The organism is Streptomyces sp. NPDC045956 (assembly GCF_056430705.1).
In genome coordinates, this window is record NZ_JBWKKZ010000003.1 from 340,608 (window position 1) to 357,430 (window position 16,823).

Sequence of the window (16,823 nt, forward strand, 5' to 3'; positions counted from 1 at the left end):
ACCCACTCCCCCCGCACCACCCACTTTCCCCGCGCCCCCCGCGCTGCTCCGCGAAGAGCCGCCCCCGCGCGTCGGGCGTCCGCAGGTGGATGACCGCCGCGGCAGGCGCCCTCGCCCTCACCGCCGGCCTGGTGGCCGCCGGCCCGCAGGCGTCCGCCGCGGGTCTCACCCAGGTCACCGGTTTCGGGACCAACCCGGGCAACCTGTCCATGTACGCGTACGTGCCCGACGCCCTGCGCTCCGACGCGCCGCTCGTGGTCGCCCTGCACGGCTGCACCCAGAGCGCGAACGACTACTACGCCCACTCCGGGTGGCCCGCCGTCGCCGACCGCTACGGCTTCGCGGTGGTCTTCCCCCAGACGAGCAGCGCGAACAACGCCAACAACTGCTTCAACTGGTTCCAGCCGGGGGACAGCGCGCGCGACCGGGGCGAGGCGCTGTCGGTCCGACAGATGGTGGGGGAGGCCGTCGCGCGCTACGGCAGCGACCCCGGACGCGTCTACGTCACCGGCCTGTCGGCCGGCGGCGGCATGACGGCGAACCTGCTCGCCGCCTACCCCGACGTCTTCGCGGGCGGCGCCGTCGCCTCCGGCCTCCCCGCCGCCTGCGCCGACAGTGTGGGCGCGGCCTACACCTGCATGTACAGCCCGCCTGACCGGACGCCCGCCCAGTGGGGCGACCTGGTCCGCTCCGCCGCCCCCGCGGGCACCACCTCCTGGCCGCGCGTGGCGATCTGGCAGGGCACCGCCGACACCACCGTCCGGCCCGCCAACGCCACGGAACTGCGCGACCAGTGGACCGACGTGTGGGGCATCGGCCAGACGCCCTCCCGCACCGACACCCTCACCGGAGGCACCACGCGGACCGTCTACGAAGACCCCTCCGGCCGGCCCGCGGTCGAGGTCTACTCGGTCTCCGGCATGGCCCACGGTCTCGCGGTCGATCCCGGCGGCGGCGCCGAGCAGTGCGGAGCCACCGGTGCCTACTACCTCGACACCATCTGCTCCAGCCACCACACCGCCCGCTTCTGGGGGCTGGACGGCGACGGCGGCGGTGGCGGCGAGGAGCCCGGCCCGCTCCCCGCTCCCACCGGACTGGCCGTCACCGGGACCACCGCCACCTCGGTCACCCTCGGCTGGAACGCCGTCCCCGGGGCGACCTCGTACGCAGTGCTCCGCGGCGGCGCCCGGATCGCGACCACCGCGTCGACCGGCCACACCGACACGGGCCTCGCGTCCGGCAGCACGTACCGCTACACGGTGACCGCCGTCGACGCCGCGGGCGCGGCGGGCCCGCCCTCGTCCGCGGTCGCCGCGACCACCACCGGGTTCACGCCCACGTGCCACACGGCGAGCAACTACGACCACACCGTCGCCGGCCGGGCCTACGCGGAGGGCGGCCGGGCCTACGCCCGTGGCTCGGGCCAACCCATGGGCCTGTGGAACACGTTCACCACCCGCACGCTCCAGCAGACCTCACCCGGCCACTACGTGGTCGCCGACTCGGGCTGCCCGGTCTGAGCACCCCGAGCGGTCCCCGGCCCCCGGGGCATATGCCGGTCGACCAATAGGGGCTGACGGTGCGTCACGCCCATGAGACCATTTTCCGATGATCGCTCTCCGTGTCGCCGTCCTCTCCGGGACCGGCCTCCTGGTCGCCGCGCTGGGTGTCTGGCTGGCGGTGGTCCGCTGGGAGGACGGGGACAGGATCGCGACGTCCGTCTCGGCGTTGGCCTCCGTGGCCGCGGTCGGTGTCTCCGTCTGGGCCGCACTGCACGCCTCGCGACAGCAGCCGACCCTCGTGGCGTCCCGTACGGGCAGCGCGACCACCCGGCGGGGCGACGCGAACACGGGAGTGAAGACCGGACGCGCCGCCGACGGCTCCCAGCGGGCCGAGGACACCGGGGACGCGAGCTCGACCGACGGCGACGCGAACACGGGAATCCAGTGAAACGCCGCCCGGTGGAGGGCAGGGCGAACCGGACGGGGAACGCACAGGCGGACGCCTACGCGAACACCGGCGTCCACATCGGCGACGTGACCATCGACTACCACCCGCCACCGCCACCGTCGGGGGTGCGGTTCGGGCACATCGGCATCCCCCGGCACACGCGACCGCGGTGGGCGGAGTATCCGCACCGGTCCGACGTCCTCACCTGTGAGTTCACCGACCGGTGCGAGAGGCTCTTCAGCCTCACGAGCCTGGTTCACGGCGCCGATCTGTTCTTCGACCTGATCCTCCTGAACGTGGGCGACTCGCCCGCCGTCCTGTCCAAGGTGGGGATCGCGGTCGAGGAAGTGCAGCAGGTGGTCTACATGTACGGGTATCCGGAGGCCAGCGCCATCAAGCCGGCCACGGACGAGTACGAGATCGTCATGCCGCCGATCAGCAAGCAGTACAAGGTGGGTCTGATGGACCACATGGTGCCGGACCGGGTCGACGTACGCCCGACATGCGACCTGCCCGACCCCCTGTACCTCCCGCCGCGCGGTATCTACCGGTACACCCTGCATCTCGCGTCGTACCAGCGGAACATGCCCAACCACGCTCAGGTCCGGCTCATGGCGGAGGCGAGCGGGCAGGAGGTGTTCTCCCCCAAGCTGCACGTCTTCACCAGGTGACAGCGCGCCCGCACGAGAGGGAGTTCGAGGGAATCGTGAACGACGCGGAGAGTTCGGCCGACGCCATGGTCCGCGACCTCGTGGACCGCCTCACCCGTCGGTCCACGCCCGGCTGGCTGAGCCTGGTCGCCGAGTTCGCCCTGGCCGGCGACGCGCAGTACTTCGACATCGCGCTGCGCTACCCGCACAGGACGCTCAGGGTCCGGCCTTCGCCGTCGGAGGTCGAACTCATCCGGAAGCAGCGCGAGGCCACCGCCGCCACGAATGCCGGGCCCTGGTGGAGGATGTCGCTGGTGGCCACCCCCGAGGGCGGGGTGGACGTCACCTACGACCGTGGCGAGGAACCCTTTCCCGAGGATCAGCTCTTCCCGGCGGAGGCCTACCGGGCGGATCTGGAGGACCACCCCCGCGAAGACCTCCCACTGTGGATGAAGGCCTATCTCCGTCACGGCGACCGGCAGTTGCGCAGCCCGCGTCAGGCGGCGGAGGAGGTGCGGGAGAACCGTGCGCGCAGCCGATGGCCACAGCTGACGGTGAACGAGTTCCCCTCCTTCCCCGAGATGTGGGCGCGGTGGGCGGTCGTCTCGGCCGTCTTCGTGGCGGCCGGGTCGGATTGGGGCCCCCGGGTGTCCCCGGGGTTCGCCTGGTTCGAGGGAGCGAGACGCGGGGGGAGCACCCTGTACCGCTTGCCGGGCGACCGCGCGGTGCTGTCCGGCGGCGTGTGGGACGCGCCCTCCCTCGCCTCGGGATATGCGACGGGGAACCTGCCCGACCTGTACAGGGGAGCGCCGGAATGGGTCGCGGACCCCGTCCTGAACCCACGTGGCCGCCGGGGGCTGATGTCGTTCTGCTACTGGTGGGAGGGAGGGTGCTGGTACCGGGGCGACTCACCGGCGGCCGCCGCATGCGACACCGCGGTACCGGGCGTGTGGACCGACCGGACCGTGGCCGATGTCATCGGCCGGGTGGCCGGCGCCGGTTCCGAGGAGATCGCACGGGCCGCCGAGGAACTGGTGTCGAGCGGGCACCAGGGCACCGTGACCAGGGACGCTCTCGTCCGCCTGCTGGGCGACGCCGACGGTCAGGACGTCGACGAGGCCCTGTTCCAGCTGTCCCTGGCGGGTGTCGGCTACTCCGTCGCCCCGGACCGGCTCTCCCAAGGGACCGCCCTGTCCCTGGCGCGGAAGCACATCGAACCGCCCGCGGGCCCCGATCGGGACGCTCCTGCGGCGGCGTTCGCGGCGGAGCGACTCGGGACCGGCTGGAGGCTCTACGTGCCCGCGCCGGGAAGGACCGCGCAGCCGGTGGGGCAGGTCGCCTACGTGGACGACGACGGTGACGGCATCGCGGTGCCGCAATCCGGCGAAGGAGGGCCGGCAGGGGCGATCGCGGCCTTCGAACGCCGCTTCCGCAGCCGCCACTCGCCCGGCGACGTGCCCTCCCCGGGCGCCTGACCCGGGAGCCGGTCCGGGGACGGCCGGCTGCCCGCGGAGCCTTCCGGGGGCGTGCCGGTCAGCAGTCGGCGAAGACGCCGTCCACCCGCAGGGCCGCGTCGGTCCGGCCGGTGATCTCCTCGACGGTGACGCCGGGGGCGGTCTCGACGAGGGCCAGGCCGTCGGCGGTGACGTCGAGGACGCCCAGGTCGGTGATGATCCGGTGGACGCACCGTTCGCCGGTGAGGGGGAGGTCGCACCTGTCGACGATCTTCGGCGCGCCGTCCTTGGCGGTGTGCTCCATGAGGACGATGACGCGGCGGGCGCCGTGCACGAGGTCCATGGCGCCGCCCATGCCCTTGACCATCTTGCCGGGGATCATCCAGTTGGCGAGGTCGCCGCGGGCGGAGACCTGCATGGCGCCGAGGACGGCGGTGTCGATGTGGCCGCCGCGGATCATGCCGAAGGAGAGCGCCGAGTCGAAGAAGGACGCGCCGGGCAGGACGGTGACGGTCTCCTTGCCGGCGTTGATCAGGTCGGGGTCGACCTCGTCCTCGCGCGGGTAGGGGCCGGTGCCCAGGATGCCGTTCTCGGAGTGCAGCACCACGTGCACGCCGGGCGGGAGGTGACCGGGGATCAGGGTGGGCAGGCCGATGCCGAGATTGACGTAGGAGCCGTCGGCGAGTTCGGCGGCGGCGCGGGCGGCCATCTGGCCGCGGGTCCAGCTCATGGGCGTACGGTCCTCTTCTCGATGGGCTTGTCGGCCGCCTGGCCGGCGGTGAGGGCCACGACCCGCTGGACGTAGATGCCGGGGAGGTGGATGTCGTCGGGGCGCAGTGCGCCCGGTTCCACGAGCACCTCCACCTCGGCGACGGTGACGCGGCCGGCCATGGCGGCGAGGGGGTTGAAGTTCCCGGCGGCGTGCCGGAACACGAGGTTGCCGTGCCGGTCGCCGCGCCAGGCCCGTACCAGGGCGAAGTCGGTGGTGATGCCGTGCTCCAGGACGTACGGGCGTCCCGCGAACTCCCGCGTCTCCTTGGGCGGGGAGGCGACGGCCACCGTCCCTCCGCCGGCCTCCGACCGGGAGGTGCCCCCGGGCGCGTACCGCCAGGGCAGGCCGCCCGACGCCACCTGGGTGCCGACGCCCGCCGGGGTGTAGAAGGCGGGGATGCCCGCACCGCCGGCGCGCAGCCGTTCGGCGAGGGTGCCCTGCGGGGTCAGCTCCACCTCCAGCTCGCCGCTCAGGTACTGGCGGGCGAACTCCTTGTTCTCGCCGACGTAGGAGCCGGTGACCCGGGCGATGCGGCCCGCGGCGAGCAGGACGCCGAGACCGCGGCCGTCCACGCCGCAGTTGTTGGACACCACCTCCAGGGCGGTCGTGCCCTGGGCGTGCACGGCGTCGATGAGGGCGGCGGGGACACCGGAGAGGCCGAAGCCGCCGACGGCGAGCGAAGCGCCGTCGGGGATGTCGGCCACCGCCTCGGCGGCGCTGTCGTAAACCTTGTTCACGTGCTGGGTCTCCTTCCGGGAGACGCGCGGGGGTGGGAACGGGGCGGCGGCCACGGGGCGGGCGCCCGTTGGGCGCGTGGCCTCACGGAGGTCGGGACGGCGCCGTCCGGGGCGTCCGCCCGGCCCCGGGCGGGACCGGAGAGCGGGGACACCTCGCTGTCGAGCCGCCTCACGCCCCGGCCTCGGCGGCGAGCAGGGCGTCGGAGACGGACTTGACGCCGCCGTGCGCGGTCAGGCCGCCGTCCACCGGGATCTCCGCACCGGTGATGAACGACGACTCGTCCGACAGCAGGAACACGACCAGCGGCGCCACCTCGTCGACCGTGCCGGTGCGTCCGAGGGGCGTCTCCCGCAGGTTGGCCTCGCGGAACGCGGGAGCCGCGGTCGCCGTCATCCCGGTCTCGATGTAGCCGGGGTGGACGGTGTTGACGCGGATGCCCCGCGGACCGAGTGCGAGCGCGGCGGCCCTCGACAGCCCCCGCAGTCCCCACTTGCTCGCGGTGTACGCCACCGGATAGTGGGCGGTGAGCGCGGCCGAGGACCCGACGTTGACGATCGAGGAGCCCGGCGGCATCAGCGGGCTCAGGTGCTGGATGCCGAGCAGCGGACCGGTCACGTTGACCGAGTGCACCCGCTCGAAGTCCTCCGCCCGCACCTCACCGAGGCGGGCCCGCCAGGTGACGCCCGCGTTGTTCACCAGGCCGTGCACCTGCCCGTACGCCTCCCGCAGCTCGGCGGCCAGCTCCGCCCACTCCTGACCGCTGCTCACGTCGAGGCGGCGGCAGTCGCCGTCCGGTGCCACGTCGGTGGCGATGACCCGAGCGCCCTCGCGGGTGAGGGCCTCGGCCTCGGCGGCGCCCTGGCCGCGGGCGGCGCCCGTGACGACGACGACCCTGCCGAGCAGCCGCTTGGGGTGCAGGTCGCTCACGGCCGCTCCCGCCCGCGCCGCCGGCCGGCCGGCAACGGCACGGGGTCCGGGCCGGGGACGACGGTGTTCGTCAGGGTGCCGATCCCCTCCACGGTCAGGGTGACCGTGTCGCCCGGCGTCAGCGGCGGCGGCGTCCGCTCGCCGCGCCGGCCCCACAGCTCGGCCAGGCAGCCGCCGTTGCCGCAGGTGCCCGAGCCGAGGACGTCGCCCGGGACGACACGGGTACCGCGGGAGGCGTAGGCCGTCATCTCCTCGAAGGTCCAGCTCATGTGGGACAGCAGGTCATCGCCGACCTTCTCGCCGTTGACCTCGGCGGTCAGCGCCAGGCGCAGGAACCCCTCGGTGTCCCGGTACGGCTCCAGCTCGTCCGCGGTGACCAGGTACGGGCCGAGCGTGGTGGCGGTGTCCTTGCCCTTGCAGGGGCCGAGGCCCACCTTCATCTCCGCGCTCTGGAGGTCGCGCGCGGACCAGTCGTTGAACACCGTGTAGCCGACGATGTGGTCGCGGGCCCGCTCGGGGGTGAGGTCGCGGCCCTCCCGCCCGATCACCGCGCCCACCTCCAGCTCGAAGTCCAGCACGGCCGACCCCGGCGGCACCGGGATGTCGTCCCGGTGGCCGAGGACGGCGTGCGGGTTGGTGAAGTAGAACGTCGGCGCCGCGTACCACTCCTCGGGGACGCCGGCGACGCCGTCCACGGAGCGGCGTACGCCCTCGACGTGTTCCTCGAACGTGACGAAGTCCCGTACGGACGCGGGTCGCAGTGGGGCCAGCAGCCGTACCTCGTCGACGTGGGGGCCGGGCGGCACGTCGAGGGCGGCGCGCCCGGCGGCGAGCAGCCCGGGCAGGCCGTCGGCCTCCGCGAGCACGTCGGTGAGGGAGGTGACGCCGGGCAGCGGGAAGAGCGTGCCGTCGTCCTCCACGACGGCCACGCGGTGGCGGTGACGGTGAGCGTAAGCGGCGAAACGCATGGTGCGGCTCCTGGGAGGGATCAGACCGGCGGGGCGACGAACACGCCGCGGTCGGGGTCGTTGAACGACTCCTTGGCGACCAGTTCGTTCATGGCGTTGGCGGTGCCCCACTGGTCGGTGACCTCGGGCCGGGAGAAGTCGTAGACGGACGGGTGCCAGGTGTCCTCGTCCAGGCACTCCAGCTCGGTGGTGTACTCGACGGTGTTCCCGTGCGGGTCGAGGAAGTACGTGAAGGTGTTGTCGCCCGCCATGTGCCGGCCGGGACCCCAGATCTTCTTGAAGCCCGCCCGCATCACCCGGCCCGAGCCGCGCATGTACTCGTCGATGCCGCGCATCTCGAAGGAGACGTGGTGCAGCGAGGTGTGCGGGCCCTTGGCCAGCGCCATGGAGTGGTGCTGGTTGCTGATCCGCATGAAGTGCATGACCTCGCCCATGTGCGGGGAGCTGAGCGTGTCGGAGAGGGCGAAACCGAGGTGGCGCTCGTACCACTCGCGGGTGCGGTTCAGGTCGGGGGAGTTGAGGACGACGTGGGAGAGCTTGACCGGGATGGACTCCTTCTCCTCGATCCTGCGGTGCCGGCGGACCTCGACGTCGGCCGACACCTCGACGGTGCGTCCGTCGACGTCGAAGAAGCGGAAGCCGTAGCCGCCGCCGGGGGTGTCCACCGTGCCCGGCCGGGAGATCAGCCGCACGCCGCCCGCGAGCAGTCGCTCGGCGAGGGTGTCGACGTCGGCCGCGGAGGCGGCGCCGTAGGAGACCAGGTCGAGGCGCTTCTCGTCGGCCCTGCGCAGCCGCACGACGTACTGCTCGGGGGAGCCCTCGGCGGCCAGGAAGGAGATGCCGGAGTCCTCGGCGACCTTGCTCAGGCCCCAGACGCCGGCGTAGAAGTCGAGCTGCTTGTCGTAGTCGGGCACGGCCAGGTCGACGTGCCGCAGGTGGGTGAGCAGACGCATGGTGTCAGTCCTTCCGGAGGAGGTTCGCGGCGTTGCCGCCGCGGACGGCGTGGAAGTCGGCCTCGGGGAGGGCGGCGGCGCGCAGGGCGCCGACCGGGTCCTCGGTGCCCATGTCGAAGGGGAAGTCGGAACCGAGCAGCACCCGGTCCGCCCCGGCGACCCGGACCAGTTCCCGCAGCACGCCCGGGTCGTGGACGAGCGAGTCGAAGTACAGGCGCCTCAGATAGCTGCTGGGCGGGTGGGCGCAGCCGGCGGCGTCGGAGCGGGCCGACCAGGCGTGGTCGGACCGGCCGATGTGGGTCGGCAGGTACCCGCCGCCGTGCGCGGCGATCAACCGCAGGTCCGGGTACCGGTCCAGGACACCCGAGAAGATCAGGTGCGAGAGGGCGACGGCGTTCTCGGTGGGCTGGCCGACGGTGTTGGACAGGTACCACCGGTCCAGGCGCTCGTCGAGGGTGCAGCCGAAGGGGTGCAGGAAGACGAGCGCGCCGGCCTCCTCGGCCCGGGCCCAGAACGGCTCGTAGCACGGGTCGGACAGCTCGCGGCCCGGGGCGTGGCTGGAGATCTCCACCCCGGCCAGGCCCTGCTCCAGGGCGTGGTCCAGGGCGCGGACCGCCTGCTCCGGGTGCTGGAGCGGGGCCAGCCCCAGTCCGCGCAGCCGCTCGGGGGCGGCCGAACAGTGCCCGGCCGTGGCCTCGTTGGCCAGCCGGTACAGCTTCTCGGCCGTGTCCTCGTCGGCCCAGTAGTGGTAGTGCGAGGGCGAGGGGCTGATCAGCTGGACGTCCACGCCCTGGGCGTCCATCGTCGCCAGGCGCACGGCGGGGTCGGTCAGCCTCGGGACGCGCTCGCGCACCATGGGGCCGCCGGCGGCGAGGGCGGCGGGCCCGTTGCGCCGGGCGTCCAGCTCCCTGGCCTCGGCGTGTCCGGGCAGACCGGCGACGAGCGCCTCGACCTCGGGCAGCAGGACGTGGGCGTGCACGTCCACGGTGGGCGGGTTCGACGCGGTCACGGCAGCTCCCGGAGCATGGTCATCGTGCGGCCCATCAGGCCGGGCACGTCGGCGTCGCGGACGCCGTCGATCTGCCACCGGCCGATCTGCACCGACGCCTCCACGACCGGGCGGACCCGGGCGATCCGCCGGTCGTGGTACGCCTGGAACAGCGCGTCGTCCCAGACGTCGGACCCGGTCAGCATCTCGGCGAGGACGGACGCGTCCTCCAGCGACAGGGCGGCGCCCTGGGCGAGGGTGGGCGGGCAGCAGTGGGCGGCGTCGCCGGCCAGGACGACCCGGCCGCGGTGCCAGGAGCCCTCCACCAGCATCCGGTCGAACCAGGTGTAGTTGACCTGTGCCGGGTCGGTGATGTGTGCGCTGATCTCCGGCCAGTGGCCGCCGTAGTGTTGGGTCAGGCGCCGCATCTCCTCGGCGTACGACGCGGGCGGTATGGAGGCGCGGTCGCGGTTGGCCTCGACTGCGTAGGCGTACAGCGTGGTCTCGCTGGTCGGGCAGTAGCCGGCGATGTAGGCCGGACCGCCGTAGGCGAGGTCGGTGCGGGTCACGCCGGCGGGGCGCGGGGCGGCGATACGCCAGATGGCCATGCCGGTCGGTTCGGGCCGGTCGGTGATGCCGATCGCGGCGCGGGTGGCGGAGCCGAGACCGTCGGCGGCGACCACCAGGTCGTAGCGGCCCTCGGCGCCGTCGCTGAGGCGTACGGAGACACCGTCGGCGTCCTGGTCCAGGATCTCGGCGGTGGTGCCCAGCCGGACCGACGCGCCGGAGGCCCGCACCGCGTCGATGAGGATGCGCTGGAGCCGCGGCCGCTGCATGCCGACGGTGGCCGGCAGGTCGTCGCCGCCGGTGCGCAGGTCGTCCCGCACGTGCAGGACGCTGCCGTCGGGTGCGGTGATGCCGACGGATCCGAAGCCGAACCCGGACGCCTCCACCTGCTTCCACACGCCGAGTTCGCGCAGCACGCGCAGGGCGTTGCCCTGGAGGGTGATGCCGGAACCGGCGGTCGCGTTCCAGTCGTCCCTGGCCTCGACCAGGTCCACCGCGTACCCGGCGCGGCGGAGCAGGATCGTCACGGCGTTGCCGGCCGCGCCGCCGCCGACGACGAGCACCTTTCGGGGTCGGTTCATGGGGAACTCCCTTGTTCCTCGGTCTACTTGACGGCGATCGGGTTGACCGGCGAGCCGACCGCACCGGTGATGGGCAGGGGCGCGGCGGTGAGCCAGAACGCGTACACGCCGTCGGCCGCGCAGTCCTCGGCGAGCGCCTCCAGGTCCCACATCTCGCCGATCAGCAGACCGAGGTGGGGGATGGCGACCTGGTGCAGCGGCTGGAAGGCGTGCTCGAACTCGTTGGGCCGCACCTCGAAACCCCAGGTGTCGGTGGCGACCGCGGCGATCTCGCTGCCGTGCAGCCACCCGGCCGTGGTGAACGACAGGCCCGGGGCCGGCCCTCCGGCGTAGTCGCCCCAGCCCTCGCGGCGGACCCGGGCGAGCTGGCCCGTGCGCACCAGCACCAGGTCACCGCGGCCTACCGTGACGCCCTGGGCCTCGGCGGTGGCGGTCAGGTGCTCCTCGGTGATCGCGAAGCCGTCGGGCAGCTCACCGTCGTCGCCGACGGTCCGGCCGACGTCGAGGAGCACCCCGCGTCCCGCGACGTGCGGGGCCATGTGCTCGATGCCGGTGACCTGGTCGCCGTCGGAGGTGACGACCTTCTCGGCCGGGCGGCCGTTCCACGCCCTGCCGTGGTCGAAGATGTGGCCGAGCCCGTCCCACTGGGTGGAGCACTGCAACGGCATGGCGATGACGTCGTCGGCGCCGCCGATGCCGTGCGGCAGACCCTGGTTGCCGAGGGCGGCGTCGGTGCCGGTGTCCAGCATCGTGTGCACCGGGTTGGTGCGGCGGCGCCAGCCCTTCTGCGGGCCGTCGATGTCGAAGCGCTGCGAGAGGGAGAAGCTGACGCCCCGCCGGATCAGCGCGGCGCCCTCGCGGCGCTTGGCCTCGTCGAGGAAGTTGAGCGTGCCGAGCACGTCGTCCTGCCCCCAGCGGCCCCAGTTGGAGTACGCCTTCGCGGCCCGGGCGACCGCGCCCGCGGGGTCCGTGCGGTCCGGGGTCATCGGGCTGCCTCCGCCACGCAGCGGGTGCGCTGGGTGCCGAGCCCGGTGATGGAGGCGTCCATGACGTCGCCGTCGCGCAGCAGCCGGCCCCAGTGCATGCCGTTGCCGGCGGGGGAGCCGGTGAGCACCAGGTCGCCGGGGAGCAGCCGGGCGGTCTGCGAGGCGTAGGAGACCATCCGCGCGACGTCGAAGAGCATGTCCTTGGTGGACTCGTCCTGCATCGTCTCGCCGTTGAGCTTCAGCGTGAGGCGCAGGTCGCCCGGGTCCGCGACCGACGCGGCGGGCACGATCCACGGGCCCAGCGGGGTGAAGCCCGGCGCGTTCTTGCTGCGCAGCCAGTCGGTGCCGATCTGCGGCATGTCCCGGCGGAAGACGGTGGCCCGGTCGGTCAGGTCGTTGGCGATCGTGTACCCGGCGACGCACTCCAGGGCCTGAGCCGGGGACACCCGGTGGGCGGGCCGGCCGATCACCGCGGCCAGCTCCAGCTCCCAGTCGGGCTTCTCGGCCCACGAGGGCAGCACGACGTCGTCGTAGGGGCCGGTGACCGCGCTCGGCAGGCCGATGAACACGTACGGCAGGTCCTCGGCCGCCCGCCGGTCCATGATCTCCGCGGCCTCCGCGCGCCGCTCCGCCTCCGGCCGTTCGTCGCCGGGCGCGCGGTGGGCGACATGCAGGTCGATCACGTGCTGCCGGTAGTTCGCCCCGGACTGGAAGACCTGGCGCGGCTCGACGGGGGCGTGCACGCGGTGGTCGGACAACGGCGCGCGCACGAGGGAGGCGTCGGCGGCGAGCGCGGCCAGCCGCGGCGCCACCGAGTCCCACGCGTCGAGGAGCCCGCGCATGCTCGAACCGGTCTCACCGAGAGCGGGACGCAGGTCGAGCACCTGGGCGTCGGGGGTGACGAGAGCGGGGAAGGCGGGGCCTTCGGGAGCGGAAACGGTGGCCAGGGCGAAGGGTCCGGCGAAGAGGGCGGACGCGGCTTCAGGTTTCACGGACATGTCCTCCTGATTGCGATGGCACTAATCTGGACCCGCCACTCGCGATCAGGGAAATCAATTCCGTGGATGATAATTATCTGTTGAACGAATTCCCGCAGGTCATCGCCGGACAGCTAGGGAAACCGCCGTGAATCTCAGTCGCCTGGACCTCAACCTCGTGGTCGCCCTGCGCGCCCTGCTGGAAGAGCGCAACGTGACCCGTGCCGGGCAGCGCGTCGGCCTGAGCCAGCCGGCGATGAGCGCGGCGCTCTCGCGTCTGCGCCGCCACTTCGACGACGACCTGCTGGCGCGGGTCGGCGGCCACTACGAGCTGACCGCTCTCGGGCAGGTCCTGCTCGACCGCGCGTCCACCGCCTACGATCTGCTGGAACGGCTCTTCGCCAGCCAGGCCCACTTCGACCCGGCCCGGGAGAACCGGGAGTTCAGGCTGGTCGCGTCCGACTACGCGGTCGCCGTCTTCGGTACCGAACTCGCCCGGGTCGTGCACCAGGAGGCGCCCGGCATCCGGCTGCGTTTCGCGCAGACGCCGACCACCGTGGTGGACGCCACCGACACGCTGCTGAGCACCACCGACGGCCTGCTCATGCCCCACGGCGTCATCAGCGACTTCCCCGCCACCGACCTCTACCAGGACCGGTGGGTCTTCCTCGTCGCCGAGGACCACCCGAGCGTCGACGACCGGCTGACCCGGGAGGACCTGGCCCGGCTGCCCTGGGTCACCTACCAGCGCACCTACGACGCCCCGGCCGTCCGCCAGCTCGGCATGCTGGGCATCGAGCCCCGCGTCGAGGTCTCCGTGGACAGCTTCCAGATCATGCCGCTGCTGGTCGGCGGAACCCGGCGCATCGCCCTGCTCCAGGCCCGCCTCGCCCGGCTCCTCGCCCCGCTCGCCGCGGTACGGGTGGTGGAGCCGCCCTACGAGGCGGTGCCGCTGCGGGAGGCGTTGTGGTGGCACCCGGTGCACACCCACGACGCGGCGCACATCTGGCTGCGCGAGACCGCCGCCCGGGTCGGCAAGCGGATGGCCGACCGGCCCGAGGACTGAGCGGGACCCGCCGCGCGCGCACGGCGGGCGTCATCCACGGTACGGATGAGAGGCATCCGCACCGTGGATGACTGACCCTCACGGCCGCTGCGCGGCCCGGGGTGGTTCCCCGGGCAGGAACGTCACCTGCGGGGCGCCCGTGCGCGGGTGGGTGGCGACCTCCGCCTCCACCCCGTAGACCTCGGCCAGGAGCCGCGGGGTGAGGATCTCGGCGGGCGGGCCCGAGGCGGTGACCGCACCGTCGTTCAGCACGTAGAGGCGGTCGCAGTAGTAGGCGGCCAGGTTGAGGTCGTGCAGGGCGAGCAGCACGGTGGCGGGCAGCCGGCGCAGGATGCCGAGCACGGACAACTGGTGCCGGATGTCGAGGTGGTTGGTCGGTTCGTCGAGGACCAGCAGCGTGGGCTGCTGGGCCAGGGCGCGCGCGATGAGGACGCGTTGGCGCTCGCCGCCGGAGAGCCGGTCGAAGGGGCGGTCCGCCAGATGGACGGCGTCCACGGCGAGCAGCGCGGAGTCGACGAGTGCGGCGTCCTCGGGGGTGTCGCCGGCCAGGAGCCGCTTGTGCGGGGTGCGGCCCATGGCGACGACCTCCCGGACGGCGAGGTCGAAGTCGGCGGCCGAGTCCTGGACCACCGCCGCCACCGTGCGGGCCAGGCGCCGCACCGGCAGCGACCAGGCGTCGCCCCCGTCGACCCGGACCTGACCGGCGTCGGGGCGCAGGACGCGGTAGACGGCGCGCAGGAGACTGGACTTCCCGCTGCCGTTGGGGCCGACCAGCCCGACGGTCTCGCCCGGGCGGGCCGTCAGGGAGACGTCGCGCACCAGGTGGCGGGCTCCCGCGGTGAGCGTGACGCCGTCCACGCTCAGGTCGGTCGCCGTCATGCCACTCCTCGGTCGGTGCCGCGCCGGGCGTCCCGGCGCATCAGCCACAGGAAGAACGGCCCGCCGCACAGGGCCGTGAGCACGCCGACGGGTATCTCCGCCGGCGCGGCGACCGTCCGTGCGGCGATGTCGGCCCAGACCAGGAAGACCGCCCCGCCCAGGGCCGCCGTGGGCAGCACCCGGCGGTGGTCGCCGCCGACGAAGAGCCGCACGATGTGGGGCATCATCAGCCCGACGAAGCCGATCGGCCCGGCCGCCGCGACCAGTACGCCCGTGACCAGGGAGAGCACGACGAACAGCCGGGCGCGGAAGCGGGCCACGTCCAGCCCCATCGTGGTGGCCGCCTCCTCGCCGGCCAGCAGCAGGTTCAGGTTGCGGGCCTGCACCATGAGGGCGCCGACACCGAGCAGCAGGGCCGTGCTCGGCAGCCACAGGGTGCCCCACTCGACGCCCCCCAGCCCGCCGAGGGTCCAGGCGAGGACCGCGCGGGCCTCGTTGCCCCGGTCGGTGGTGAGCAGCAGCAGATCGAGGACCGCGGTGAGCACCGCCGCGATCGCCACCCCGGACAGCACCAGCCGCGCCGAGGTGATGCGTCCCCCGGTGCGGGCGGTGGCGTAGACGAGGACGAGCGCGCCCAGGGCGCCGGCGAAGGCGGCGACCGACAGGGAGAGCGGACCGAAGAAGGTGACGCCGAACACGATCACGGAGACCGCGCCGAGGGACGCCCCGGAGGAGACACCCAGCAGGTACGGCTCGGCGAGCGGGTTGCGCACCAGGGCCTGCAGGGCGGTGCCGATCACCGCCAGGCCGGCGCCGGTGACCGCACCGAGCAGCACCCGCGGCGCCCGGACGTCCACCACGATGGTCTCCCGGGCCCGCGACCAGTCCGGATCCTGCCAGTCGGCTCCCAGGGCGTGCGTCACGATGCCCCACACCTGTCCGGGCGGCACCTGGACGGAACCGATCGCGAGGCCCGCCGTGGCGGAGACCAGTAGCAGGACGGTGAGGACGAGCAGGGTGACGGCCAGCCGCGTACCGCCCCCTCCCGGCTCCTCGGTGCCGCGCCGACGGACCGTCCGTCCGGTGGACGTGCCGGTTGCGGCCTGCGTCATCGGAAGCTCTTGGGATGCAGCCCGCGGGCCAGGTCCCCGACCGCGTAGGCCGAGCGGATGCCGACCAGGGTGGCGGTCAGCGGCAGGACGACGAACCGCTTGTTCCTGACGGCGGGCACGTCGGCGAGCGCGGGCCGGGAGAGCAGGTACTTCTTCTTCTCCTCGACGCTGCCGGCGCCGGCGTAGTCGTAGATGGCGATGGCTTCCGGCCTGCGCTCGACGACCTGCTCCCAGGAGACGTCGCCGAAGACGTCGTCGAGGTCGGCGAAGACGTTCTCGCCGCCGGCCAGCCGGATCAGCTCGGTGCCGAGGCTCTTGCCGCCCGCGGTGAAGGCGCTCTTGTCACCGCTGTCGTAGACGAAGACGGGCACCCGGGGCTCGCCCCGTACGCCGGTGGCGGCCTTGCCGACGCGGCCCTCCAGGTCCGCGACCAGCGCGTCGGCCCGGTCCTGGACGCCGAAGATCCTGCCGACGGTGCGGATCTCGTCGTAGGTGTCCTTCATCGTCACCCGCTTCTCGCCGCAGTACTCGCGGTTGAGGTAGGTGTCGATGCCCGCGTCGGCGAACGCCTTGCGAGAACGGCCCTCCTTCTCGTCGAAGGCGCTGCCGTAGCCGCCGTAGACGAAGTCGGGCTCGGCGTCCAGGACCTTCTCGAACGACGGCTCCCGCTCCGCCAGTTCGGGAATCGCCTCGTAGTCCTCCTTCAGCTCCGGCAGGACGGCGGAGTCGGGGAAGGCCGTGCCGACCATGCGGTCCTTCAGACCGAGCGCGAGCATGAGTTCCGCCGGGTGCTGGTGGACGGTGACCACCCGCGACGGCGGCCTGTCGTACGTCGTCCGCACGCCGCAGTTGTCGACGGTGACCGGGAAACCCGCGGGCACGGCGGCGGTGGCCTCGGCGTCGCCGCCGCCCTCGTCGGACGCACCGCAGCCGGTGGTGAGCAGCAGCGACGACAGTGCCACGGCGACGGCCGTGGCACGAAGGAACCCGCGTGTGCGGGCAGGGGTGAACAGCTGGGACACGTGAAGCCTCCTGGAGTCCGCGCTCCTCGGATCGGGCCCGCGACGGACCAGTGTCCTGACTCCCGGATCGACGTTCCCCCCGCCTTCCCGCGCGGTGCGCAGTGGCGTGTCGGAGGGGCGCTCCCCGGTCACAGTGGCGGGACCGTGCCGGATTCGCACCGGCTTCCTGTCTCCCGTCGCGGCGATGACCAGGTGATCCTACGTTTCGCCCGGCCGACGGCGAAAGGGCGTGC

17 protein-coding genes and 1 riboswitch are annotated in these 16,823 nt (G+C 73.2%); of the genes, 5 read left to right on the top strand and 12 right to left on the bottom strand.

Annotated features, from left to right (window positions below; genetic code table 11):
• Positions 1-89 precede the first annotated feature (89 nt).
• The 4 genes from AC07FV_RS10520 to AC07FV_RS10535 all read left to right on the top strand — a co-directional run bounded on the left by AC07FV_RS10520 (position 90) and on the right by AC07FV_RS10535 (position 4,075).
• The gene (locus tag AC07FV_RS10520; protein WP_479086167.1) at positions 90-1,520 is read left to right on the top strand and encodes an extracellular catalytic domain type 1 short-chain-length polyhydroxyalkanoate depolymerase; all 1,431 of its coding nucleotides are present in this window, start codon (positions 90-92) and stop codon (positions 1,518-1,520) included.
• A gap of 88 nt (positions 1,521-1,608) precedes the next feature.
• On the top strand, positions 1,609-1,950 hold the full coding sequence (locus tag AC07FV_RS10525; protein ID WP_479086168.1) for a hypothetical protein: 342 nt from the start codon (positions 1,609-1,611) through the stop codon (positions 1,948-1,950).
• Positions 1,947-2,621, top strand: coding sequence for a hypothetical protein (locus AC07FV_RS10530; protein WP_479086170.1), 675 nt, complete (start codon positions 1,947-1,949; stop codon positions 2,619-2,621). Before AC07FV_RS10525 ends, AC07FV_RS10530 begins: the two co-directional genes overlap by 4 nt.
• Before the next feature lie 35 nt (positions 2,622-2,656).
• Positions 2,657-4,075: a hypothetical protein gene (locus AC07FV_RS10535; protein WP_479086172.1), complete on the top strand. Its 1,419-nt coding sequence runs from the start codon at positions 2,657-2,659 to the stop codon at positions 4,073-4,075.
• 58 nt (positions 4,076-4,133) lie between these two features.
• Here AC07FV_RS10535 and AC07FV_RS10540 read toward each other — a convergent pair whose 3' ends face one another.
• From AC07FV_RS10540 to AC07FV_RS10580, 9 genes are all read right to left on the bottom strand, one after another.
• Positions 4,134-4,784 (bottom strand): 3-oxoacid CoA-transferase subunit B, encoded by a 651-nt coding sequence (locus AC07FV_RS10540; protein WP_479086174.1) that lies wholly within the window; start codon positions 4,782-4,784, stop codon positions 4,134-4,136.
• A complete protein-coding gene (locus AC07FV_RS10545) occupies positions 4,781-5,563 on the bottom strand; it encodes a CoA transferase subunit A (RefSeq protein ID WP_479086176.1) in 783 nt (260 codons plus the stop codon). Before AC07FV_RS10545 ends, AC07FV_RS10540 begins: the two co-directional genes overlap by 4 nt.
• Before the next feature lie 169 nt (positions 5,564-5,732).
• Positions 5,733-6,491 (bottom strand): SDR family NAD(P)-dependent oxidoreductase, encoded by a 759-nt coding sequence (locus AC07FV_RS10550; RefSeq protein ID WP_479086178.1) that lies wholly within the window; start codon positions 6,489-6,491, stop codon positions 5,733-5,735.
• On the bottom strand, positions 6,488-7,459 hold the full coding sequence (locus tag AC07FV_RS10555; protein WP_479086180.1) for a fumarylacetoacetate hydrolase family protein: 972 nt from the start codon (positions 7,457-7,459) through the stop codon (positions 6,488-6,490). Before AC07FV_RS10555 ends, AC07FV_RS10550 begins: the two co-directional genes overlap by 4 nt.
• A gap of 20 nt (positions 7,460-7,479) precedes the next feature.
• A complete protein-coding gene (locus AC07FV_RS10560; RefSeq protein WP_479086182.1) occupies positions 7,480-8,412 on the bottom strand; it encodes a VOC family protein in 933 nt (310 codons plus the stop codon).
• Between the two features lie 4 nt (positions 8,413-8,416).
• Entirely contained in the window at positions 8,417-9,421 is a 1,005-nt protein-coding gene (locus AC07FV_RS10565) for an amidohydrolase family protein (protein ID WP_479086184.1), read from the bottom strand.
• The gene (locus tag AC07FV_RS10570; protein ID WP_479086186.1) at positions 9,418-10,548 is read right to left on the bottom strand and encodes an FAD-dependent oxidoreductase; all 1,131 of its coding nucleotides are present in this window, start codon (positions 10,546-10,548) and stop codon (positions 9,418-9,420) included. The genes AC07FV_RS10565 and AC07FV_RS10570 overlap by 4 nt, the downstream gene beginning before the upstream one ends.
• Positions 10,549-10,571: 23 nt before the next feature.
• A complete protein-coding gene (locus AC07FV_RS10575; protein WP_479086188.1) occupies positions 10,572-11,534 on the bottom strand; it encodes a cyclase family protein in 963 nt (320 codons plus the stop codon).
• Positions 11,531-12,532 carry a fumarylacetoacetate hydrolase family protein gene (locus AC07FV_RS10580; RefSeq protein ID WP_479086190.1) on the bottom strand — a complete coding sequence of 334 codons (1,002 nt, stop codon included), beginning with the start codon at positions 12,530-12,532 and terminating at the stop codon, positions 11,531-11,533. Before AC07FV_RS10580 ends, AC07FV_RS10575 begins: the two co-directional genes overlap by 4 nt.
• A 127-nt stretch (positions 12,533-12,659) precedes the next feature.
• Here AC07FV_RS10580 and AC07FV_RS10585 point away from each other — a divergent pair, with 127 nt between their 5' ends.
• A complete protein-coding gene (locus AC07FV_RS10585) occupies positions 12,660-13,577 on the top strand; it encodes a LysR family transcriptional regulator (protein ID WP_479086192.1) in 918 nt (305 codons plus the stop codon).
• A gap of 78 nt (positions 13,578-13,655) precedes the next feature.
• On the opposite strand, the gene AC07FV_RS10590 is transcribed toward AC07FV_RS10585, so the two are convergent.
• Genes AC07FV_RS10590 through AC07FV_RS10600 form a run of 3 tightly spaced genes read right to left on the bottom strand, consistent with a single transcriptional unit; the run spans position 13,656 to position 16,590 of the window.
• Positions 13,656-14,456: an ABC transporter ATP-binding protein gene (locus AC07FV_RS10590; RefSeq protein WP_479086194.1), complete on the bottom strand. Its 801-nt coding sequence runs from the start codon at positions 14,454-14,456 to the stop codon at positions 13,656-13,658.
• Complete coding sequence (locus tag AC07FV_RS10595; RefSeq protein ID WP_479086196.1) at positions 14,453-15,568, bottom strand: FecCD family ABC transporter permease; 1,116 nt, start codon at positions 15,566-15,568, stop codon at positions 14,453-14,455. Before AC07FV_RS10595 ends, AC07FV_RS10590 begins: the two co-directional genes overlap by 4 nt.
• The gene (locus AC07FV_RS10600) at positions 15,565-16,590 is read right to left on the bottom strand and encodes an ABC transporter substrate-binding protein (protein WP_479086198.1); all 1,026 of its coding nucleotides are present in this window, start codon (positions 16,588-16,590) and stop codon (positions 15,565-15,567) included. The genes AC07FV_RS10595 and AC07FV_RS10600 overlap by 4 nt, the downstream gene beginning before the upstream one ends.
• A 28-nt stretch (positions 16,591-16,618) precedes the next feature.
• A riboswitch (cobalamin riboswitch) is annotated at positions 16,619-16,796 on the bottom strand.
• Between the last annotated feature and the right edge of the window lie 27 nt (positions 16,797-16,823).